Origin of the sequence: Coprococcus comes ATCC 27758 (genome assembly GCF_025149785.1) — a bacterium.
Taxonomy (GTDB): domain Bacteria; phylum Bacillota; class Clostridia; order Lachnospirales; family Lachnospiraceae; genus Allocoprococcus; species Allocoprococcus comes.
In genome coordinates this window covers 2141806-2164885 of the sequence record NZ_CP102277.1, presented here as the reverse complement: position 1 = coordinate 2164885, position 23080 = coordinate 2141806, and the positions used below count along the sequence as shown (strand labels likewise).

Annotated in this window: 22 protein-coding genes; 19 read left to right on the top strand and 3 right to left on the bottom strand. The window is 43.7% G+C overall.

The genetic code is table 11. The features are described 5' to 3' along the window. The first annotated feature begins 18 nt into the window (after nt 1-18). From NQ556_RS10840 to NQ556_RS10825, 4 genes are all read left to right on the top strand, one after another. Nucleotides 19-1302 (top strand): S1C family serine protease, encoded by a 1284-nt coding sequence (locus tag NQ556_RS10840; protein ID WP_044999222.1) that lies wholly within the window; start codon nt 19-21, stop codon nt 1300-1302. A gap of 262 nt (nt 1303-1564) precedes the next feature. Beyond that, complete coding sequence (locus NQ556_RS10835; protein WP_081445286.1) at nt 1565-1882, top strand: spore coat associated protein CotJA; 318 nt, start codon at nt 1565-1567, stop codon at nt 1880-1882. Between the two features lie 5 nt (nt 1883-1887). Beyond that, a complete protein-coding gene (locus NQ556_RS10830) occupies nt 1888-2160 on the top strand; it encodes a spore coat protein CotJB (protein ID WP_055261089.1) in 273 nt (90 codons plus the stop codon). A gap of 3 nt (nt 2161-2163) precedes the next feature. Next, a complete protein-coding gene (locus NQ556_RS10825; protein WP_008374658.1) occupies nt 2164-2784 on the top strand; it encodes a manganese catalase family protein in 621 nt (206 codons plus the stop codon). Between the two features lie 163 nt (nt 2785-2947). Here the strand turns inward: NQ556_RS10825 and NQ556_RS10820 are convergent, their stop codons facing one another. Beyond that, a complete protein-coding gene (locus NQ556_RS10820) occupies nt 2948-3283 on the bottom strand; it encodes a sporulation initiation factor Spo0A C-terminal domain-containing protein (protein WP_008374659.1) in 336 nt (111 codons plus the stop codon). A gap of 203 nt (nt 3284-3486) precedes the next feature. Between NQ556_RS10820 and NQ556_RS10815 the strand changes: the two genes are divergently transcribed. From NQ556_RS10815 to NQ556_RS10805, 3 genes are read left to right on the top strand one after another with little or no spacing between them, the layout of a single operon-like run. Continuing rightward, the gene (locus tag NQ556_RS10815; RefSeq protein ID WP_008374660.1) at nt 3487-4476 is read left to right on the top strand and encodes a leucine-rich repeat protein; all 990 of its coding nucleotides are present in this window, start codon (nt 3487-3489) and stop codon (nt 4474-4476) included. A gap of 24 nt (nt 4477-4500) precedes the next feature. Beyond that, the gene (locus tag NQ556_RS10810; RefSeq protein WP_044999339.1) at nt 4501-5805 is read left to right on the top strand and encodes a vWA domain-containing protein; all 1305 of its coding nucleotides are present in this window, start codon (nt 4501-4503) and stop codon (nt 5803-5805) included. Next, a complete protein-coding gene (locus NQ556_RS10805; protein ID WP_008374662.1) occupies nt 5802-7310 on the top strand; it encodes an ATP-binding protein in 1509 nt (502 codons plus the stop codon). The genes NQ556_RS10810 and NQ556_RS10805 overlap by 4 nt, the downstream gene beginning before the upstream one ends. Before the next feature lie 519 nt (nt 7311-7829). Here the strand turns inward: NQ556_RS10805 and NQ556_RS10800 are convergent. Next, nucleotides 7830-9050: an argininosuccinate synthase gene (locus NQ556_RS10800; protein WP_008374664.1), complete on the bottom strand. Its 1221-nt coding sequence runs from the start codon at nt 9048-9050 to the stop codon at nt 7830-7832. 668 nt (nt 9051-9718) lie between these two features. Between NQ556_RS10800 and proB the strand changes: the two genes are divergently transcribed. From proB to NQ556_RS10785, 3 genes are all read left to right on the top strand, one after another. Continuing rightward, complete coding sequence (gene proB, locus NQ556_RS10795) at nt 9719-10627, top strand: glutamate 5-kinase (RefSeq protein WP_008374667.1); 909 nt, start codon at nt 9719-9721, stop codon at nt 10625-10627. Nucleotides 10628-10638: 11 nt separating this feature from the next. Further along, nucleotides 10639-11907: a glutamate-5-semialdehyde dehydrogenase gene (locus tag NQ556_RS10790; protein ID WP_008374668.1), complete on the top strand. Its 1269-nt coding sequence runs from the start codon at nt 10639-10641 to the stop codon at nt 11905-11907. Nucleotides 11908-12101: 194 nt separating this feature from the next. Next, nucleotides 12102-12608 carry a methylated-DNA--[protein]-cysteine S-methyltransferase gene (locus NQ556_RS10785; RefSeq protein ID WP_008374672.1) on the top strand — a complete coding sequence of 169 codons (507 nt, stop codon included), beginning with the start codon at nt 12102-12104 and terminating at the stop codon, nt 12606-12608. An 80-nt stretch (nt 12609-12688) separates the two neighbouring features. Here NQ556_RS10785 and NQ556_RS10780 read toward each other — a convergent pair whose 3' ends face one another. Continuing rightward, on the bottom strand, nt 12689-14020 hold the full coding sequence (locus NQ556_RS10780) for an MATE family efflux transporter (RefSeq protein ID WP_204576024.1): 1332 nt from the start codon (nt 14018-14020) through the stop codon (nt 12689-12691). 793 nt (nt 14021-14813) lie between these two features. Here NQ556_RS10780 and argC point away from each other — a divergent pair. The 9 genes from argC (at nt 14814) to NQ556_RS10735 (ending at nt 23080) form a co-directional block, all read left to right on the top strand. Then, nucleotides 14814-15854, top strand: coding sequence for an N-acetyl-gamma-glutamyl-phosphate reductase (argC, locus tag NQ556_RS10775; protein ID WP_022220715.1), 1041 nt, complete (start codon nt 14814-14816; stop codon nt 15852-15854). A gap of 43 nt (nt 15855-15897) precedes the next feature. Then, nucleotides 15898-16347 carry a GNAT family N-acetyltransferase gene (locus tag NQ556_RS10770; RefSeq protein ID WP_044999341.1) on the top strand — a complete coding sequence of 150 codons (450 nt, stop codon included), beginning with the start codon at nt 15898-15900 and terminating at the stop codon, nt 16345-16347. Between the two features lie 15 nt (nt 16348-16362). Beyond that, the gene (argJ, locus tag NQ556_RS10765; protein WP_117823967.1) at nt 16363-17586 is read left to right on the top strand and encodes a bifunctional glutamate N-acetyltransferase/amino-acid acetyltransferase ArgJ; all 1224 of its coding nucleotides are present in this window, start codon (nt 16363-16365) and stop codon (nt 17584-17586) included. A 12-nt stretch (nt 17587-17598) separates the two neighbouring features. Further along, complete coding sequence (gene argB, locus NQ556_RS10760) at nt 17599-18486, top strand: acetylglutamate kinase (protein WP_008374684.1); 888 nt, start codon at nt 17599-17601, stop codon at nt 18484-18486. Between the two features lie 29 nt (nt 18487-18515). After that, nucleotides 18516-19697, top strand: a complete 1182-nt coding sequence (locus NQ556_RS10755; RefSeq protein ID WP_008374685.1) for an aspartate aminotransferase family protein — start codon at nt 18516-18518, stop codon at nt 19695-19697. A 78-nt stretch (nt 19698-19775) separates the two neighbouring features. Then, on the top strand, nt 19776-20207 hold the full coding sequence (locus NQ556_RS10750) for a DMT family transporter (protein WP_008374687.1): 432 nt from the start codon (nt 19776-19778) through the stop codon (nt 20205-20207). Nucleotides 20208-20288: 81 nt separating this feature from the next. Next, on the top strand, nt 20289-20951 hold the full coding sequence (locus NQ556_RS10745; protein WP_044999342.1) for a helix-hairpin-helix domain-containing protein: 663 nt from the start codon (nt 20289-20291) through the stop codon (nt 20949-20951). Nucleotides 20952-20964: 13 nt separating this feature from the next. After that, nucleotides 20965-21654: a response regulator transcription factor gene (locus tag NQ556_RS10740; protein WP_008374691.1), complete on the top strand. Its 690-nt coding sequence runs from the start codon at nt 20965-20967 to the stop codon at nt 21652-21654. Beyond that, nucleotides 21599-23080, top strand: a complete 1482-nt coding sequence (locus NQ556_RS10735) for a sensor histidine kinase (RefSeq protein WP_173689894.1) — start codon at nt 21599-21601, stop codon at nt 23078-23080. Before NQ556_RS10740 ends, NQ556_RS10735 begins: the two co-directional genes overlap by 56 nt.

Below are 23080 nucleotides of genomic sequence, written 5' to 3'. Positions count from 1 at the left end.
AGAAAGGAGTCTTGAATGATGGACAATCAGTACAATTATTACAGACCAGATTCAGATGAAAATAGAGGAGCAGACAATCAGCAGGGATTCGGAGCAGGACCGCAGCAGAATCCGAAAGCTCCAAAACCGAAAAAAGGTTACGCAAAGAAAGTCGCACTTGTTGTAGGTGCTGCAGTATTATTCGGGGCAGTTGGTGGTGTGACGATGCAGGGAACCAGTTATCTGACTGGTAAGCTGCTTGGAAAGAATACAAAGAGTACCGTAGGCACAACAAAGACTGTATCGAACGCAAAGCTTACGACATCTACCAGTACAGTAACTTCTGATGTATCAGATATTGTTGAGAATACACTTCCGTCAATCGTTTCTATTACCAATATGAGCGTACAGGAAGTACAGAATTTCTTCGGAGGAATCAGCCAGCAGGAGAGTGAAAGCGCCGGATCCGGTATTATCATCAGCCAGAATGATTCAGAACTCCTGGTTGTTACCAATAACCATGTTGTAGAAGGAAGCGATACACTTACTGTTACATTTAATGATGGTAACAGCGTGGAAGCGCAGATTAAAGGAACAGACTCCGCAAGGGATCTTGCAGTCGTAGCTGTTCCGCTTGATAAAATTTCAGACGATACAATGAATGCGATTAAGGTTGCAACACTTGGAGATTCAGATTCTCTGAAGGTTGGAGAACCTGCTATTGCAATCGGTAATGCACTTGGCTATGGACAGTCTGTTACAACTGGTATCGTCAGTGCAACCGGACGAACAATTGATGGATTTGACGGAGAATACATCCAGACAGATGCAGCAATCAACCCTGGTAACAGTGGTGGAGCTCTTCTGAATGCAAATGGTGAGGTAATCGGTATCAACTCTGCAAAGATCAACAGCTCGGCAGTAGAGGGTATGGGATTTGCGATTCCGATTTCTGATGCAAGTGATGTTATCCAGAATCTGATGAATAAAGAGACAAGAAGCAAGGTTTCAGATGAAGAAAGAGGATATCTTGGAATCAAGGGATACGATGTATCTGAAGAAGGTGCACAGATGTACAATATGCCGACCGGTGTTTATGTCAAAGAAGTTATGAGTGGTGGCGGAGCTGAGAAAGCCGGCCTTACAAAAGGATCGATCATTACTGGTTTTGAGGGAAGTTCCATCAGTGGTATGAGCTCTCTTCAGGAACAGCTTCAGTATTATAAAGCCGGAGAAGAGGTAACGCTTACCGTACAGATCCCGGATAAGAATGGTGAATATACAGAGAAAGATATCAAGGTTACACTTGGTAAAAATTCATAAAATGATGTGAACACGCCGTTTTATGGGAGTATGAGGTGTTCGAGGATTGCGGGAATTGCATAGCAATGGAGCAATCCGGTTACATCATAAAATACTAAAGAAAGATGCCGTCAGATCAGAAATGGTCTGGCGGCATTATTGATGTTACGACCTGTTTGAAACGGAAACGGGCATCAGATTATACCGGATGCAAAAGTCAGAACCCTTTTTAAAAAATTACCATACAATAATATTGCAGATATAAGAAAGGGGAGCCAAAACAATGCAAAATTGCAGAAATAATAATCCATATATGAGACGTGCAAATTGTGGATATGGCAATAATAACAATAGCTGTAATAGTAATTCATGTATGGCGAACAATGATGGAAGAAATCTATCGATGTCAGCACCTGTTTACCGAGAACGATCTGGATGTAGCGACCGGGACGATGCGTTGGATGGAATGTCGATCGCAATGGCTTATGTGCCATGGCAGAGTTGGAGACACATTTACGAAGCCGGAAAAGGATTCCACAGAGGAACCATATTCGAAGAGCTTGATCTTCCGTTTAAGGGGAAAGGAGGATGTAACGCATGAATGAAATGCCAAATTCCAAACCTTGTAGAAAAGATCTCCTGATGCAGATTGGTCATGCGAGCTTTGCGGTAGATGATGTGAAGCTTTATCTGGACACTCATCCTCGTGATCAGGAAGCACTGGACTTTTTTTATGAATATAATAAAAAAAGGAACCAGTTGTTGAAAGAATATGCAAAATATTATGGACCGCTCACAGTAGATACCGCTGTTCCTTCCTGCTCAGACAGATGGAACTGGATTCAGGAACCATGGCCATGGCAGGAAGGAGGGTGTTAGTTTATGTGGAATTATGAAAAACGTTTACAATATCCCGTAAAAATTACCCAGACCAATCCGAAGATGGCCCAGGTAATCATCAGTCAGTTCGGTGGACCGGATGGAGAATTAGCTGCGTCCATGCGTTATTTATCACAGAGGTACACCATGCCGTACAAAGAAGTGACAGGAATTTTAACCGATATTGGCACAGAGGAACTTGCCCACATGGAAATGATATGTGCCATTGTTTACCAGCTTACCAAGGATTTATCTCCGGAGGAAATTAAGGCTTCTGGTTTTGATAAATATTATGTGGACCACACACTTGCACTTTGGCCGCAGGCAGCCAGTGGAACACCGTGGACAGCAACTTATTTTCAGTCCAAGGGTGACCCAATTACAGATTTACATGAAGATATGGCCGCAGAACAGAAAGCCAGGACGACGTATGATAACATTTTAAGGCTTGTAAAAGACCCGGAAGTATGTGATCCGATTCGTTTTTTAAGAAAGCGGGAAATTGTACATTACCAAAGATTTGGAGAAAGTTTAAGGATCGTTCAGGATAATCTGAACAGTAAGAACTTTTATGCAATCAATCCGGAGTTTGATACGGATTCAAATAGTAGTTGTGGCAATTAAAACAGCGCGTATGGAAAAACGTCCCCAATTATGAAAATCCGGTTTGATAAAAAAAGGTGCAACCTCATAGGCTGCACCTTTTTTAAATGCCAGCCTACTAACGTTATTCTGTATATACCATGCTGATATGCGATAATGCATAAGTTCTACCAGTATCTAATAATTAACGAGAGGAATGATCCTGGATATAATCAGCCAGCATCGAAATAAATTCGGATGCGGTCGGTTTGTCAAATACAGGATAACCAAGCAGCGGGCTTAAAATTTTATTGGAATTCTGATTCCAATAACTGTTGATCATTGTACGGATGGCGGCTTCAACACACATGTTGGAAACGCCATACTGCTCACCGACAACGCGGTAAAGATTAGAGGTTACGTTCTTCAGGTAAAATTCCTGATCTTTGAGAACGAGGGCGACTGCTGAAGCAAGATAGTTATAACCAGAGTACGTGGAACGAAGACCGGCTTTTCTTAATACATGCCTGACGTCATACATAAGAACCTCCTTCAAATATTCATACCGACTATCTAACTATAGAATAAAGGAATTCTATAGATATGTAAATAATTTTGTCCATAACGATATATTTCGTGAGATTTCGATATATTGTGTGAAGTGGATAATGGAAAAATCTGCTTTTTTTTGCTATAATCCTTAATTGGATAGAACAGACAGAATCAATTTCAGGAGTGAAATTTATGAAGATACAATATCAGAAAATAGAAAACGGACTTGAAATTCTCAGGATCTGGCAGGATTCAGGAATCATAAAAGTACCGGAGCAGATAGAGGGAATCCCTGTCATCCGCATTGCTCCATATACATTTTCACTGCATAAAGATGAAGAAGAGAAAAATGCATCTGTTTATCAGACAGAGACAGATGAAGAAGATGATCGTTTTGCGCAGCCGGAAGAACTCTGCTGTGGTGGAATGGTAAGGGAAATCCATCTTCCGTCTACCGTACAGTCAATTGGAAATTATGCGTTTTATGGATGTATGAATCTGAAACTTTTCCATGGGACAGATGCAATTGTGCGGATGGGGAGCGGGGTATTTACCGGATGCCGTCTGGAGAAGGTGGAGATTGATTTTATGGATGGAAATAAGTCCTGTCTTAAGGAAATTCTGACGGAGATCCGGTATCAGATCATTGCAACACTGCGTTATCAGGGAACGGAGACGAAGATCCTGTTTCCGGAATATTACGCAGATGCGGTGGAAAATACGCCGGCGCGGATCGTGGAGACGCATTATTATGGTTCCGGTGGAGAGTACAGAGAGTGCTTTTACCGGCGGGAACTGGATTATGGAAAATACGACCGGCTGTTTGCACTTTCTGAAGCAAGAGATTCGGAAGAGGCAATTTTCAGTGTGGCTCTGACGCGTCTGCGATATCCGTGGAAGCTGGAAGATGCGGCAAAGCTGCGCTATGAAAATTATGTAAAGGCGCATATGGAAGAAATTGGAGAAAGCTGTATCCATGCGGTGAAAGAAAGACGCGAAATCGCCGCCGGAGATCCGCAGGAGGTTCTGCTTTTTTGCTGCAGAGAGCATTATTTTGATGAACAAGCGTTGGGAAAAACGATTACTTATGCGGCAGATGCAGGACAGACCGAGATTTCAGCTATTTTGATGGACGAACGTTACCGTAGTTTTCCAAAAAAGAAGAAAAAGTTTGTATTGTAAAAGAAGGTGGAAAGATTGGAAGAAATGTCATTAGAACAGGGTCTGGAAGAAATCGGACATAAAATACTGGTTCTGACGAGGAACGAACTGTATATGAAGATGAGATTTATGGATGTGGCGCTTTCGGCGTTTTATTATGTACAGGATTTTTCAGTAGACCTTCTTGCTACAGACGGAGAGACAATGTATTTTAACGGGCAGATGCTGGGAGGTGAGTACAGGCAGAACCGGATCGAGGTAAACCGCGCCTATCTACATCTGGTTCTGCACTGCATTTTCCGACATGTATTTCGCAGAAATGGACGGGAAGAGCTTGTATGGAACCTGGCGGCGGATATTGCGGTAGAATCTGTGATTGACGACTGGAACCTCCAGAATATACGAAAAAGCCAGTCCTGGATCAGACAGAGAACCTACCGGGATCTGAAAGAGGAAATCAAGGTATTTACAGCGGAAAAAATTTATGGAGTACTGGTAAGATGGAAGCTTTCGGACAGAGAGATGGAGCGCATGGCCCGGGAATTTACCGTGGATGATCACAAGTACTGGGCAAAAGATGAAGATGATGAAAAACAAAGCGAAATGAACCAGAGGTGGCAGGATATCAGCGAGAAAATGCAGACCGATATGGAAACTTTTTCGAAAGAAGCAGCATCAAATACCGGGCATTTTCTGGATCAGGTCCGGGTTGAGAACCGACAGCGATATGACTACCGCAGCTTTTTGCGCAAATTTGCTGTGCTGAAGGAAGAGGTTACCGTGGATGATGACAGCTTTGATTATGTATTTTACAGTTATGGACTGCGCCTTTATGGAAATATGCCTCTGATCGAGCCACAGGAATGGAAAGAAGTGAAAAAAGTGGAGGATTTTGCAATCGTGATTGATACTTCCATGTCCTGTTCAGGAGATCTGGTAAAAAAATTCCTGGAGGAGACCTATGGCATTTTAAGTGAAGCAGGGAGCTTTTTTCAGAGAGTCAATATCCACATTATACAATGTGATGACCAGGTGCAGTCAGACAGGAAGATTACCTGTAAAGAAGAATTACAGGAATATATGGAAAAGCTGGATCTTGCCGGGGAAGGTGGAACGGATTTCAGGCCGGCGTTTGCCTATATTGATGAGCTGATCGCGACGCACCGGTTCACTGAACTGAAGGGTGTGATCTATTTTACCGATGGACAGGGGATTTATCCGCAGAAAATGCCTCTGTATCAGACCGCGTTTGTATTTATGGATGACGGGGCAGAAGAACAGGAAGTTCCGCCGTGGGCGATGAAACTGGTTCTGGATGAAGAAGATTTGAGAGGAGTGAGAAATAGATGAATATTAAACGTGCAAAACAGGAAATCAAGGATGCGGTGCAGGCATACCTGATGAAGGATGAATATGGAGAATATCAGATTCCGGCAATCCATCAGAGACCGATCCTTTTGATGGGACCTCCGGGAATTGGAAAAACACAGATCATGGAGCAGATTTCAAGGGAATGTGAGATCGGACTGGTTGCGTATACGATCACACACCATACCAGACAGAGTGCGATCGGGCTTCCGTTTATTCAGACAAAGATCTACGGTGGAAAAGAGTATTCGGTAACCGAGTATACGATGAGTGAGATCATTGCTGCTGTATATGAAAAGATAGAGCAGAGCGGCATGAAAGAGGGAATCCTGTTTATCGATGAGATCAACTGTGTTTCAGAGACGTTGGCGCCGACTATGCTGCAGTTTTTACAGTGCAAGATGTTTGGTAATCAGAGTGTGCCGGAGGGATGGATCATTGTGGCGGCAGGGAATCCGCCGGAATATAATAAGTCGGTGCGGGAATTTGATGTGGTGACACTGGACCGGATCAAGCGGATCGATGTGGAAGCTGATTTTGATGTCTGGAAGGAATATGCGTATCAGGTTGGAATCCATTCTGCAGTGCTTTCTTATCTGGAGCTTCGAAAAGAGAATTTCTATCGTATGGAAAATACAGTAGATGGAAAAATGTTTGTCACAGCCAGAGGATGGGAAGACCTGTCAAGGTTGATCCAGGTTTATGAAAAGCTTGGTAAAGAGGTGGATCGTGAGGTTGTGCATCAGTACCTCCAGCACTGGAAGACAGCGAAGGATTTTGCAAATTATCTGGAGCTTTATCGAAAGTATCAGAAGGAGTATGGACTGGAGCGGATCCTTGCAGGACATTATGAAAAAGATACCTTAGAACGTTTGAAATTTGCGTCGTTTGATGAGCGGCTGAGTGTGGTAAATCTTCTGGTCGGAAAGATGGCAGATCTTTTTAAAGAAGAATATGAGATGGAAAAATTTGTGGAGGGACTGTTTGCTCAGCTGTGTGCTTATAAAGAGGAATTGCAAAAGGAAGGTGCAGTTCCGGGAGAGGTACTTGCTGCGAAAATTCAGTCTCTTAGGCGGGAAGTTGAACAGAAGAAGGCCGCCGGACAGCTTACAAAAGCGGAAATGCACCGTATGGAGCGTATTTTATGCAAACTGGAAGAATACCAGAAAGCTCCGGAATTTGAGTCTGTAAAGGCCACATTTGACAGCGAAGAAGAACAGAGAGAGCAAATGGCAGATAAGACACTGGAAACGCTGAATCACTGCTTTGAATTCCTGGAATCTGCTTTCGGCGAGAGCCAGGAAATGGCAGTATTTGTCACGGAACTCAACAGTAATGTGTACAGCATTGCGTTCCTGCGGGAAAATGACTGTGCGATGTATTACAAATACAACAAAGGTTTACTTTTGGATGAACGCCGTGAAGAAATCCTGGAACAGATGGATGCCGTGGAAAATGTAGTGGAAAGAGGACTGGTTGAAGATTAAAGAGCAAGAACTGACAGAATAAGAACGACTATGCCTGTGGTATCATATAATGATAGAAAGCAGAAGAAATGGGAATGAAATTCATGCCAGATCTGCAATTTTGTAAGGAACTTCCCGAAATAAAACCAGGGAAGTATCGCCTGAAATATGATCTCACTTTGCGCGCGTCTCCCGGTCTTGGAACTGCGTTGTGCCGGGGAAACTATCACTGGGAGAGCTGCCTGAAAGCGGAAAGTAAGGTGTATATCTGCCAAATCAGATATTTGAGCAGATCTGTATGGGGATTGATAGAGAATACAGGGTGGATATGCCTTTATATGAATCATAAATGGCTGATAACTACTATAGCATAATTATAAAAATGACATTTTATGCCTGACGAGTCTGTTGGAGTGAAACTTACATTTCATGTAGACCCTCGCCAAAAGCGGAACCTTTTAAGCGTTGGCTTGTTCAGAAAAAGGACGCTGATAATTTCATATCAACGTCCTTTAAATCTGTCAGTATTGGGATATACAATTATTTATTGTTTACCTCAAGATTCTTCATCGCACGAACCTTCAGCGGAAGTCCGAACAGAGTGATGAATCCGCTTGCATCATGATGATCGTACATATCACCGGTTGTGAAGCTTGCCAGAGATTCATTGTAAAGTGAGTATGGAGAAGTAGTTCCGGCTTTAATGATATTTCCTTTGTAAAGTCTGAATTTAACTTCACCTGTAACATATTTCTGGGTAGATTTTACGAAAGCACGAAGAGCTTCACAAAGTGGTGTGAACCATTTTCCTTCGTATACAACCTGAGCGAGTTTATTGCCAAGATCTTTCTTAACTTCCATGGTAGCACGGTCGATAACCAGTTCTTCAAGCTGTTTGTGAGCTTCCATCAGGATTGTTCCACCAGGAGTTTCATAAACACCACGGGATTTCATACCAACAACACGGTTCTCAACGATATCAACGATACCGATACCATGCTTGCCGCCAAGTTCGTTGAGTTTGCGGATGATATCAGAAACTTTCATGGCTTCGCCGTTGATTGTCTTCGGAACACCTTCTTCAAATGTCATAGTTACATATTCATCTTCATCCGGTGCATTTTCCGGTGTATTTCCAAGAACAAGAAGATCAGCGTAATTTGGTTCGCAGGATGGATCTTCAAGTTCCAGTCCTTCGTGGCTGATGTGCCATAAGTTACGGTCACGGCTATAGCTGTGGCTTGCGTCAAACGGAAGATCGATTCCGTGAGCTTTACAGTAAGCAATCTCATCGTCACGTGACTGAAGTGTCCACAGATCTGTCATTCTCCAAGGAGCGATGATCTTAAGATCCGGGGCAAGAGCCATGATAGAAAGCTCGAAACGGATCTGGTCATTTCCTTTTCCGGTAGCACCGTGGCAGATAGCAGTAGCACCTTCTTTTCTTGCTACTTCAACAAGTCTCTTGGAGATTGCCGGACGAGCCATAGAAGTTCCGAGAAGGTATGCATTTTCGTAAACAGCATTTGCCTGTACACATGGCATAATATAGTTGTCACAGAAATCATCAGTGATATCTTCGATGTATAATTTAGAAGCACCTGCGAGTTTTGCTCTTTCATCAAGACCATCCAGCTCTTCGCCCTGTCCGCAGTCGATACAGCAGCAGATTACTTCATAATCAAATGTCTCCTTTAACCAAGGGATCAGTGTGGTAGTATCAAGACCACCAGAATATGCAAGAACTACTTTTTCTTTCATTGTATATAAACCTCCTAAAAATTTTCTTTTGTATTCAATTCACAACCCACTATACACCATTTTTTATATTTATGCAATAATAAAATGAAAAAACTTTTAAAAATGTTATTTTTATGCAAATAAAAGTAAAAATATACATAAAATATGCATGATTATGTATAAAAAAGGAAAGAGAGTAATAAGAAAAAAGAAGGATAGAAGAAGATTAAACAGAAAATATAAAGATAAATCAGGAAAATACTTGACATTTGCACAAAAATCCGTAAAATATAACAAAAAGTAACAAGGTAACACGCTAAAGGAAGAAAGGGACCGGCGAGATGAGTGATATGCATAAAATGAATAAGAATAACATATTTGATTTCGTTCTGACATTGCCGGCAGAAGGCAGTGTATTTTTCATTTCTACATTCCCGCATCGACCGTGTCCTTCAAGGGCACAGAACAGAAAATTCAATATTGCAGATCAGGGAATGCGTGTATCCAATATATACAGCTCAAAATGTTCATTTCGGATGGAATGAAAAAGTGATAGGTTTTGTTCAGTCATTGAAGTATTATGATTCGATAGTGAAAAAAGAAGCAGAAAAAGGTATCGCCGCATACTCTTTTTCTGCTTCTTTTATTTATACCTACTAAGAATATGAATTGAAAAGAGGAAAAACGAAATGGAATTAAGAGCCACTCTAAAGGAAAAGAAACGAATCGTCATCAAAGTGGGAACCTCCACTGTCACCTATGCAAAAACCGGTAACATCAATCTGGAAAAACTGGAGAAATTTGTCCGTGTACTGTTCAATCTCAGAAACCGCGGAAAAGAGATAATCGTAGTATCTTCCGGTGCAGTCGGTATCGGAAAAAATGTCCTTGGAATCATTGAGAAGCCGGCTGGTTCTGTCAAACAGGCATGTGCAGCAGTAGGGCAGGGGCGCCTGATGATGATCTATGAGAAATTTTTTGCGGAATACAGTCAGCTCACCGCACAAGTGCTGCTGACGAAAGAATCTGTCTACAGCAAGACATGCCGTATCCATGCGAGAGAAACATTTGAAGAACTTCTGGCAATGAATGTGGTTCCAATCGTCAATGCAAATGATGCTATTTCCGTGGATGAGGACAGCTATGGAAATTTTGGCGATAATGATACTATGTCTGCGGATGTGGCGGCGTTGGTGGAGGCGGATCTTTTGATCATGATGTCAGATATCGAGGGACTTTATACGGATGATCCAAGAACCAATCCGGCAGCAAGATTTGTGCATACTGTGAACCGGATTGATGAAGAACTGGAGAAGATGGGAAAAGGAGCCGGAAGCGCAGTCGGAACCGGTGGCATGGCGACAAAGATCGAGGCAGCCAAGATTGCAACAGAAGCGGGAGCAGATATGGTGATCGCAAATGGCGATAATATTTATGCAATTAATGATATTATGGCAGGAAAGAAAGTCGGTACGCTGTTTCTTGCAAAGAATCACCGCTATGACGGGGAAAATGAGCTTGGACCGGAAAGAGATGCGTACAGGATGGAGCGGAGACTGAAAAGAAATATACAGTATCGGATGGCTGTGGGAAAGTAGAGGTGAATGAGATGGAACAGAGAACAGAGAAAAAAATCTATATGGAAAAGCTTGGAAAGCGTGCAGTCAGTGCAAAAGAAACGGTCGCATTTTTAAATGCAATTCAAAGACAGGAAGGGCTCATCCTGGCGGCAGATGCGCTGGTGGCACAACAGGCATATATAATAGAAGAAAACCAAAAGGATATTATGCTTGCAAGAAAAAATAAGATGACAGAGCCACTGATCGACCGGCTTCTTCTAAATGAAAACAGAATCCGGAAAATGGCAGAAGGACTTAGGGAGATTGCAGCACTTCCGGATATTTTGGGAGAGATCATTTCCATGAAAACAAGGCCAAACGGACTGCAGATCGGAGAAAAACGAGTTCCGCTTGGTGTTGTTGGAATCATTTATGAAGCCCGTCCGAATGTGACTGCAGATGCCTTTGGACTCTGCTTTAAGACCGGAAATGTCGCCGTTTTAAAAGGAGGAAGTGCAGCAGCAAATTCCTGCAGGGCTATAGCAGAGGTAATCCGTGGGGCACTTGCGAAAAAGGGAATGGAACCGGATGCGCTGATTCTGGTTGAAGATACCAGCCGGGAGTCGGCTATGGAAATGATGCGGATGAAGGACTATCTGGATGTACTGATCCCAAGAGGAGGTGCTTCACTGATTGCATCTGTGGTGGAGAACAGTACGGTTCCGGTGATTGAGACTGGGACGGGGAACTGCCATATTTATGTGGATGAATTTGCTGATGTCCAGATGGCAGCGGAGATTATCGAGAATGCAAAGACGCAGAGACTTGGTGTATGCAATGCATGTGAATCCTTAGTGATTCATGAGAAAATTGCAGAGGAGGCGCTTCCGGTGATCTGTGACCGGCTTTCGGCAAAAGGGGTAGAGATCCGGGGAGACGAAGCGACAAGGCAGATTGATGAGCGGATCGCTTGGGCACAGGAAAGCGACTGGGGACAGGAATATCTGGATGCGATTATTTCTGTAAAAATTGTTCCAGCTATCTGTGATGCCGTCCGGCACATCAACAAATGGAACACCGGACATTCCGAGACGATTATCACGAAGGATTATGCAAATGCACTGTATTTTCAGGAGAGGGTAGATGCGGCGGCAGTGTATGTCAATGCGTCAACCAGATTTACTGACGGAAACGAATTTGGATTCGGGGCGGAAATCGGAATCAGTACCCAGAAGCTTCATGCCCGCGGACCGATGGGGCAGGAAGCCCTTACCACGAAAAAGTATGTGATCTTTGGAAATGGACAAATTCGCGGATAAGAAGATTGACAGGAAAAAATCTCCATTTTATAATTTGAATGGTACAAAAGTTAAGGAATTTTGTTTTTATTTTTAAGATGTTGGGGTCCAAAGGTATTTTGACCCCTTTGATACCAGATTGCTACGTGCTTTGCACTCTCGCAATCCTCAAAAACATAGGTATCAGGACGGATGAAAAAGGGGAAGAATGAAAAATGCTGTATGTAAGCTACTATGATTCGCCGATTGGGAAAATTACGCTTGGAGCACGGGAGGATGTACTTGTTGGTGCATGGTTTGAAGGACAGAAATACTATATGGACAAGATTATAGAAGATTTTGAGGAGAAGAAAGACTTGCCGGTACTGGATCAGGCAGAGTACTGGCTGGATCGGTATTTTGCAGGGCAGGATCCGGATCCGGAAGAACTTCCTCTTGCACCTGCAGGAAGTGATTTCCGAAAAGAAGTATGGAAGATTATCGCAAAAATCCCATATGGATGTACCATTACTTATGGAAAGATTGCAAAGATCCTTGCAGTAAAACGGGGCGCGAAAAGTATCTCGCCGCAGGCAGTCGGAGGTGCGGTCGGACATAATCCGATCTCTGTGATTATTCCTTGTCACCGGGTCATCGGAAGCGACGGAAGCCTGACCGGATATGCCGGTGGACTTGAAAAGAAAGAATGGCTGCTTGCACATGAAGAAGCGCATATCAGATAAGTGATCATCAAAATGGTGGCTCGTAGTGAGTCACCATTTTTGATGATCTGGAGAAATCCGTAAGAGTCCGATCCTGTATTCTATTTTCCGGATTTTTCACATAACCATCGGTAAGCAATGATGCAGATGATCACAGACAATAAGGAGCCGGTAGCGGTTGCGAGTCCCATTGGAAACAGTGTATGCGGGAAAATTTTTGAAGTCAGATAAACACCCGGAATACGCACGCACAAAATAGCGATCAGGTTATGTAAAAATGAAATTCCAGATTTTCCGCATGCACAGAAGTATCCGCTGAAACTGAAATGAACGCCGGCAAAAATACAATCCCAGATATATCCGCGAATGTACTGCGCGCCGAGAAGAATAACGGCTGCGTCTGCAGTGAAAAGTCCGACAACCGGAGCTGCGATAAACTGGATCAATATAGAGACGACCAGACCAAATCCAATGGCGATCATCATGGCATAGCGAAGCGTCTGCTTTGCACGGTCATACTTTCCGGCACCGATATTCTGAGCTGCGAGTGCAGAAACAGTCGAAAGCATGGAAGACGGAACCAGAAACAGAAAGCTGATGATTTTTTCCACAATGCCGACAGCAGCGGCTGCGTTCAGTCCGCGCCGGTTGGCAATGATCGTAATAACAATGAAAGCAATCTGAATAAATCCGTCCTGAAGCGCTACCGGAATCCCAATATTCAGAATTTTGCCAAGCGGTTTTTTCTGTGGGCGGAAACAGTCTCCGGAAAGAGAAAGTCCGGTCTGCTTACGTTTAATGGCAATCAGTGCAAACAGAACACTGCACGCTTGGGAAAGTGTTGTGCCAAGCGCAGCACCGGAAGCTCCCAGATGGAAAAATCCGATAAACAGATAATCCAGTATAATATTCACCGCACATGCAACTGCGATGAAATACATCGGACTTTTAGAATCCCCGAGTCCGCGGAAAATCGAACTGATCACATTATACGCCGTAATAAAAGGAATCCCGAGAAAACAGATCGTCAGATAAGCTGCTGTCCCGGAAACAGCCTCCGCAGGCGTAGACATCACCGAAACAATTGGCTTTACAAAAAACAGAAGCAAAACTGCCAGCACCAGAGAAATCCCCATAAACAAAGTCACCGTATTTCCCACAAACACAGAAGCCCTTTTCTTATCGCCTGCTCCAATAGACTGCCCGATTGAAACCGTAGCCCCCATCGCAAGCCCCACGATCATCACCGTCAACATATGCATCACCTGGCTCCCAATCGAAACCGCTGTTGTACTGGCAACCCCATCAAACTGCCCAACAATAAAAAGATCCGCCATCCCATAAAGCGTCTGCAAAAAATAAGATAAAAAATAAGGCAGCGAAAAATAAATCACATTCCGAAAAACACTCCCCGAAGTAAGATCCCGTTCCATAAAATAACAACTCCTTTACAATCACTTCCTTAATACTAACTGAATTTTCCTAAAATAGTCAATAAAAAGAATACAGACCTAATGTATCTTATAATAATAAAAATGCATAACAATGCATAAAAATAAATATAAATGCATAAAAATAAGAAATTATACATAAAAATACACAGAAACATGCATAAAAATCAAAAAACCACTTGCTTTACCAAATAAAACCATGTATACTAAACCAATCGGAAAATAAAATAGATAGAATAATAATTGTTTTTTAAGATAGGCTGAACCAAAACTCGGCTGAAATCACATGGAATTCTTTCATTCCCAAGGGAGACAGGTGTCAAACTTCCAATCCTCATGCTGTCAAGCATGAGGCAGGAAGTTTGACGCCGCCTCGCCCGCCCGTTGCACCACAATGAGTCGACAAGCATCAGCCCCACCCAATTGGAGAATGTTCCCATTCGTCAGTGCACAGCTCCTGCGCGAAATATCTTTGCTAAGCAACCCCTCGAAAACGCCGGCACTTGGCAAGGCGAGCGTAAGCAAAGCCGAGCCTAGTACCGCTGCGTTTGAGACGCGCCGAAGAAATATCCACTGGATATTTCTTTAGGCATGCATGGCAAGCGCAAGCGCGGTTGCGTGCAAACATATTTCGCGCAGGAGCGTCCCCGCACCAATCAAAAAAACATTCCCCCAATTCCCGCGAACCCCTTTACAATAGGGATTAATGGGTTTATAGTATTTATGATTATGCCTATCTATACACAAATACGGCATTTACGAAAGGATGGTTTACATGATTAAAGCAGGAATCATCGGTTCTACCGGTTACGCCGGAGGAGAACTGGTTCGCATTTTAACAGGACATAAAGACGTAGAAATTAAATGGTTTGGCTCAAGAAGCTATATCGATAAGAAATATGCAGATGTATACCGCAATATGTTTCAGATCGTAGATGCGGTATGTTTAGATGATAATATGGAACAACTTGCAGATCAGGTAGATGTGATTTTCACAGCAACTCCACAGGGACTGTGCGCATCATTAGTTAATGAAGAAATCTTATCAAAGGTTAAGATCATCGACCTGAGCGCAGATTTCCGTATCAAAGATGTCAAGACTTACGAAAAATGGTACGGTATTGAGCACAAGAGCCCGCAGTTTATCGAAGAAGCAGTTTACGGACTGTGTGAAGTGAACAGAGAAGATATAAAAGGCGCAAGACTGATCGCCAATCCTGGATGCTATACAACATGCTCCATCCTGACTGCTTATCCGCTGGCAAAAGAAGGACTGATCGATATGGATACGCTGATCATTGATGCCAAGTCCGGAACATCCGGAGCAGGAAGAGGTGCAAAGGTTCCGAACCTGTACTGTGAAGTCAATGAGAATATGAAAGCATACGGTGTGGCAACACACAGACACACACCGGAGATCGAGGAACAGCTTGGATATGCGAGCGGCAAAGAGGTTGTGATCAACTTTACACCGCATCTGGTTCCGATGAACAGAGGAATCCTGGCAACAGAGTACGCGAAGCTTACAAAGGATGTTACCTGGGAAGAAGTAAAAGCAGTTTACGATAAATATTATGCAAATGAAAAATTTGTCCGCGTTCTGGAGAAAGATGTTTACCCGGAAACAAAATGGGTAGAAGGAAGTAATTATGTCGATATCGGATTTAAGATCGATCCGAGAACAAACCGTATCATTATGATGGGTGCGATCGACAACCTGGTAAAAGGTGCAGCAGGACAGGCTGTACAGAACATGAACCTGATCTTCGGACTTCCGGAAAGTGAAGGTCTTGATCTGGTTCCGATGTTCCCGTAGAACACGGCAGAAAAAGAAAAGGAATGGAAAATATATGACAACAATTATTCGTGCGATGACAGTAGAAGATTATGACCAGCTTCATGCACTTTGGATGCGAATCAAAGGATTTGGAATCCGGAGCATAGATGATTCAAAAGAAGGCGTGGAACGATTCCTGAAAAGGAATCCGACAACCAGTGTGATCGCCGAAATAGACGGAAAAGTAGTAGGAGGAATCCTCTGCGGACACGACGGAAGAACCGGATGTTTTTATCATGTATGTGTAGATCCGGCGTACCGCTGTCATGGGATCGGAAAGAGCATGGTTGCCTATGCAATGTCAGCTCTGAAAGAGGAACATATCAACAAGATCACACTGATCGCATTTACCAAGAATGATATCGGCAATACGTTCTGGAATACGATCGGATGGACCAAGAGACCGGATGTCAACTACTATGAGTTTGTTTTAAATGAGGAAAATATTACAGCATTTATCGAAGAGGGCTAAAGGAGGCTATATACGATGAAGATTATCGAAGGCGGTGTGACCGCAGCAAAAGGATTTGAGGCAGCATCAACAGCAGCAAAGATCAAATATCAGGACAGAACCGACATGGCAATGATCTACAGCCAGGTTCCATGTGAATGTGCAGGAACATTTACTACAAACGTTGTAAAGGCAGCATGCGTAAAATGGGATCAGCAGGTTGTAAAGAGCGGTGCGAAAGCACAGGCTGTGATCGTCAATTCCGGAATTGCCAATGCATGTACCGGTGCGGAAGGATTTGGCTACTGCAAGGACACAGCAGATGCGGCAGCAGAAGCTCTTGGAATTAATGCAGACGGTGTACTGATCGGATCGACCGGTGTCATCGGAAAGCAGCTTCCAATTGATCGCATCGTGGCAGGGGTAAAGGCTCTTGCTGAAAAGAAAAATGATACACTGGCAAACGGAACTGAGGCAGCAAAAGCAATCATGACGACTGATACCTGTGAAAAACAGATCGCAGTAGAGATCGAGGTTGCCGGAAAGACCGTTACCATCGGTGGTATGGCAAAAGGATCTGGTATGATCCATCCGAATATGTGCACCATGCTCAGCTTTATCACAACAGATGCAGCAATCACAAAAGAGGCACTGCAGAAAGCCCTCAGTGATGATGTCAATGATACATACAATATGATTTCCGTAGACGGAGATACTTCTACAAATGATTCTGTAGTTCTTCTTGCAAACGGAATGGCTGAAAATGAAGTGATCACGGTAGACAGTGAAAGCTATAAAACCTTTGCGGAAGCATTGCATGAGATCAACGAATACCTTGCAAAGAAGATCGCAGGGGACGGAGAAGGAGCAACTGCTTTATTTGAAGTAACTGTAGTTGGTGCAGATACAAAAGAGACTGCAAAGACACTTGCAAAATCAATCGTATGCTCAAATCTTACCAAGGCAGCAATTGCAGGACATGATGCAAACTGGGGAAGAATCCTCTGTGCAATGGGATATTCCGGAGCACAGTTTGACCCGGAAAAGGTGGATCTGTTCTTCGAGAGCAAGGCAGGAAAGATCCAGATTATCGAAAATGGTACAGCGGTAGATTACAGTGAAGAAAAAGCAACGGAGATCCTCTCACAGGAAGAAGTAAAAGCAGTTGCTGATGTGAAGATGGGAAGCGAAAGCGCAACCGCATGGGGATGTGACCTGACTCACGGATATATTGACATCAATGCAGATTACAGAAGCTAGGAGGTAAGCAAAATGGATCAGGATATGCAGCAGTATCTGGACAAAGCAGAAGTTCTGATTGAGGCGCTTACTTATATTCAGCGTTTCAACCGTAAGATCATCGTTGTAAAATACGGTGGAAGTGCAATGCTGGACGAAGAACTCCAGAAAAATGTCATCAAGGATGTTACATTCTTGAAATTGGTTGGATTCAAACCGATCATCGTTCATGGCGGTGGAAAAGAGATCAGTAAATGGGTAAGTAAAGCCGGAATGGAGCCGAAATTCATCGACGGACTTCGTGTGACGGACGCAGAGACCATGGAAATTGCAGAGATGGTACTGAACAAGGTTAATAAAAATCTGGTTCGTATGGTCGAAGAACTTGGTGTCCGTGCTATCGGTGTCAGTGGAAAAGACGGCGGACTTTTAAGAGTTGATAAAAAGCTTTCAATGACAGGACAGGACGTTGGATTTGTAGGAGATATCAAGAAGGTCAATGCAGAGGTTCTTCTGGATCTTCTGGATAAAGATTTTCTCCCGATCGTATGCCCGGTTGGAATCGATGATGATTACAACACTTATAATATCAATGCGGATGATGCAGCTTATTCGATCGCAAAAGCGGTTCATGCTGAGAAGCTTGCGTTCCTCTCTGATATTGAAGGGGTATACAGAGACTACGAGGATAAATCTTCTCTGATCACAGCTCTTACTGTAGATCAGGCGAATGAACTGATCGAAAGCGGAGCAATTTCCGGAGGAATGATCCCGAAACTGCAGAACTGTGTAGGAGCGATTGAAAACGGAGTGTCCAGAGTCCATATTCTGGATGGAAGAATTCCGCACTGCCTGCTTCTTGAGATTTTCACGAAGAAAGGTATCGGAACTGCAATTTTAAGAAACGGTGAAGAAGATTAAAGGGAAGACAAAGAAAGAAGGTAATTCTTATGGCAAATCAGTATATGCAGGAAGAGGACGACGCGATTTTAAAAACTTATAACCGTTATCCGGTTGTATTGGACCATGGAGACGGCGCATACCTCTATGATCCGGAAGGAAAGAAATATCTGGATTTTTCAGCAGGATATGCAGTATCTTCTCTGGGATATAACAACAAGGAATTTAATGATGCATTAAAGGCTCAGATTGACAAGATGATCCATACATCAAACCTGTATTATAATACAACCTGCGGTAAAGCAGGAGAAGATCTGAAAAAGATCACCGGTATGTACAAGGTATTCTTCACAAACAGTGGTGGAGAAGCAATCGAAGGTGCGATCAAAACTGCAAGAAAATATGCGTACACAAAAAAAACCGGACGTTATGAATTTATTGCAATGGAGAATTCATTCCACGGCAGAAGTATGGGTGCGGTAGCACTTACCGGACACAAAGAATACAGAGAGCCATTTGAACCGGTTATGCCTGGTGTACATTTTGCAATCTACAATGATCTTGACAGTGTAAAAGCACTGGTAAATGATAAGACCTGCGCGATCATTCTGGAAACAATCCAGGGTGAAGGCGGAATCAACGCAGCGACAAAAGAATTTATGCAGGGAATCCGTAAGATCTGTGATGAGAACGGAATCCTGATGATCTGCGATGAAGTACAGTGTGGTATGGGAAGAAGCGGTGCATGGTTTGCATGGCAGCAGATGGGAATCACACCGGATATCATGACAATGGCGAAAGCAATCGGAAGCGGTGTTCCGGTCGGCGCATTTGCGATGACAAAAGAAGTTGCAGATAATTCGCTGGTACCGGGAGATCACGGAACTACATATGGTGGAAACCCACTTTGCTGTGCAGCGGTCAGCAAGACTATTGAGATCTTTGAAAAAGAGCATATGCTCGATCATGTCAATGAAATCGCACCATATCTGACACAGAAACTGCAGGAAATCGTGGATACCTGCGATGCAGCCGTTAAAGTAAAGGGAAGAGGATTGATCCAGGGACTTCAGATCACCAAGCCGCTGGGTGAAGTGACAGCCAAAGCGTTGGAAGAAGGACTTCTGATCATCGGAGCTGGAACAGATGTGATCCGAATGATCCCACCGCTTGTTATCGGTAAAGAACAGGTAGATGAGATGGTAGAGATCCTGAAAAAAGCACTTGCATAAAGTCGGTGCCTGATAAAAATAAGAGAATAAAAGAGCCGGTCATCGGATATACTTTCAGAAGAAAAGGAGGTATGAAAGATGACCGGATTTTTTATTGCCCTGCTGTCGGGAGCGCTGATGAGTGTGCAGGGGGTATTTAACACACAGGTAACAAAGACGACAGGAATGTGGGTGAGTAATGCCTGGGTGCAGCTTAGTGCATTTGCCATCTGCCTGGTAATGTGGCTGATCATGGGAAGGGACAGTATTGCCACGATAGGAGAGGTGCAGCCTAAATATATGCTGCTTGGCGGTGTGATCGGAGCAGGGATCACTTGGACCGTGATCAAAAGTATGGCGCAGCTCGGGCCTGCAAAGGCGGCACTTCTGATCGTTATGTCTCAGCTTATTGTAGCGTATCTGATTGAACTGGTGGGATTATTTGGTGTGGAAAAAGAGCCATTTTCCTGGAGAAAAGTGATCGGTATGGGGATCGCTCTGATCGGCACGACAATTTTTCAGTGGAAATAGGTTGTCTTTTGGAAAAAAATTCGTTACAATAATCATGTCTTGGAAGTACGAGGGGACATGCTCTGCGGAAAAGGAGTATGTATGCGGAAAAGAAGACAGATTTTATATCAAATATGTGGAATTTTCCTTGGAATCAGCTGTATGCTGTCAGCATGCCATGAAAAAGAAGAGACCTTTACCAGTGTGGCTGCTGCAGAAGCGGATGCCGGGGATAAGAAAAACGAGGCAGAATCAAAGGCTGCCGAAGAAAAGCCGGATAAGGAAAAAGCAGATCCGGGTGGTGAAGAAAAAGAAGGTTCGATCTGGGTGTATGTATGTGGCGAGGTGGCATCACCCGGTGTATATGAACTGCAGGAAGGAGACCGCATCACGCATGCCATAGAAGCAGCGGGAGGTCTGACGGAGGCAGCAGGACAGGTTTATCTGAATCAGGCAGCACATCTGACAGATGGACAAAGGATTTATGTGCCATCCAGAGAAGAAGAACAGACTTTGAAAGAAGAAGATTCACCATCGGATATGGCAGATGCCGGGATGGGAAAAGACACAGGAATAATAAACCTGAACACCGCGACAAAGGCTGAACTTTTAAGCTTAAGCGGGATTGGCGAGTCCCGCGCGGAAGCAATTATTGCTTATAGAGAGACAAACGGTGGATTCAGGAAGATAGAGGATCTGAAGAAAGTGGACGGGATCAAGGAAGGAATCTTTCAGAAGATCCGGGAGCAGATAACGGTAGAGTAGAGGAGTGCGCAAGATGGGCAGAAAAGTATTGGTAGTAGATGATGAAAAGCTGATCGTGAAAGGACTGAGATTCAGCCTGGAACAGGATGATATGGAAGTTGACTGCGCATACGACGGTGAGGAAGCACTTGAGATGGTAAAAAGAAAAGAGTATGATATGATTCTTCTGGATGTCATGCTTCCAAAATACGATGGATTTGAAGTATGCAGACAGATCCGTGATTTCTCAGATGTACCGGTCATCATGCTCACTGCGAAGGGCGAGGATATGGACAAGATCCTCGGGTTGGAATATGGCGCAGATGATTACATCACAAAGCCGTTCAACATTCTTGAGGTTAAGGCCAGAATGAAGGCAATCATGCGCAGGGTCGCTAAAAAAGATGGGATGAGCGCGAGCGGTAAAGTTGTGGTAAAGGGAGATCTGAAGATCGACTGTGAAAGCCGGAGAGTTTTTTCCGGGGACAGGGAACTGAATCTTACCGCAAAAGAATTTGATCTTCTGGAGCTTCTTGCAATGAATCCGAATAAGGTTTACAGCAGGGAAAGTCTTTTGAATATTGTCTGGGGATATGAGTATCCGGGAGATGCAAGAACGGTAGATGTACATATCAGACGACTGCGCGAGAAGATTGAAGTAAATCCAAGTGATCCGAAATACGTTTACACAAAGTGGGGAGTTGGCTATTATTTCAGGGGTTAAATTTTTTGTACCAAAATTCATAAAAAGTCTGCAAGTGCGGGTAACGGTGATCCTGAGCGTATTTGTCATATTATCCAGTGTGATCCTGATGAATGCGATTCTGCAAAGCTATGATCAGAGAACCGTATCCGTGCGCACAGCAGAGATTCAAAACCAGTGTACGATTCTGAGTAATCAGCTGGTCAATTCTGATTATCTGAAAACGGGAGTTTCTGATGTGATCGATACAGAACTATCACAGTTATCCAATATTTACAATGGAAGAGTGCTTGTTATTGATGATGAATTCCGGATTGTGGAAGATACCTATGATCTGGAGGAGGGAAAGACGATCATTTCCGAGGATGTAGTCAAATGCTTCCGCGGCGAGAAGCCGGCAAGTTATGACAGAAAGAGCCGGTACATTGAAGTGGCAGTCCCGGTCAAAAAAGGGGAAGAGCCGGTAAAAGGAATGATTCTGGTCAGTGTTTCTACAGACAGTCTGCGTGACAATGTAGAGGCATTGCAGTCAAAGGCAAGAATTGCAACGGTTGCAATCAGTATTATCGGGATCTTTTTAGCAGCAATCATCGGTATGCTGCTTGTAAGGCCGCTGAAAAGGATGTCTCAATCGATCGAGGAGATGGCAGGAGGCTATGGAGATAATTATCTCCATGAAAATGCTTACGATGAAACGGAACGGATTTCCAATGCATTTAATAAGCTGTGGGACCGCTATAAAGTACTGGATGCATCGAGAGAAGAGTTCGTGGCAAATGTATCCCATGAGTTGAAGACACCGTTGACCTCTATGAAGGTGCTGGCGGATTCACTGCTGATGCAGCCGGATGCACCGACGGAGATTTACCGGGAATTCATGGGTGATTTGTCCGAAGAAATCGAGCGGGAGAATAAGATCATCAATGACCTTCTGGATCTTGTAAAACTAGATAAGAAGGGTGCAAACTTAAATATTAAGAGTCAGGATGTTAATGAACTGGTAGAACGGATTCTCAAAAGATTACAGCCACTTGCGGCAAAAAGTAATATTGAGCTGGTATTTGAGAGTTTTCGTCCGGTGACAGCGGAGATTGATGAGGTAAAGATTGCACTTGTGATCACGAATCTGGTGGAAAATGCGATCAAGTACAATAAAGAGAACGGATGGGTACACGTGTCTTTAAATGCGGATCATAAGTATTTTTATCTGAAGGTTGCGGATTCTGGAATCGGGATTCCGAAAGAAGATACGGATCATATATTCGAGCGATTTTTCCGTGTGGACAAATCCCATTCTCGTGAGATCGGCGGAACCGGTCTTGGGCTTTCGATTGCAAGAAATGCGGTTGTCATGCACCGCGGTGCGATCAAGGTCTACAGTGAACCGGGAGAGGGAACGACATTTACAGTCCGGATCCCGCTTACTTATATCAAGAGGGAAGGATGA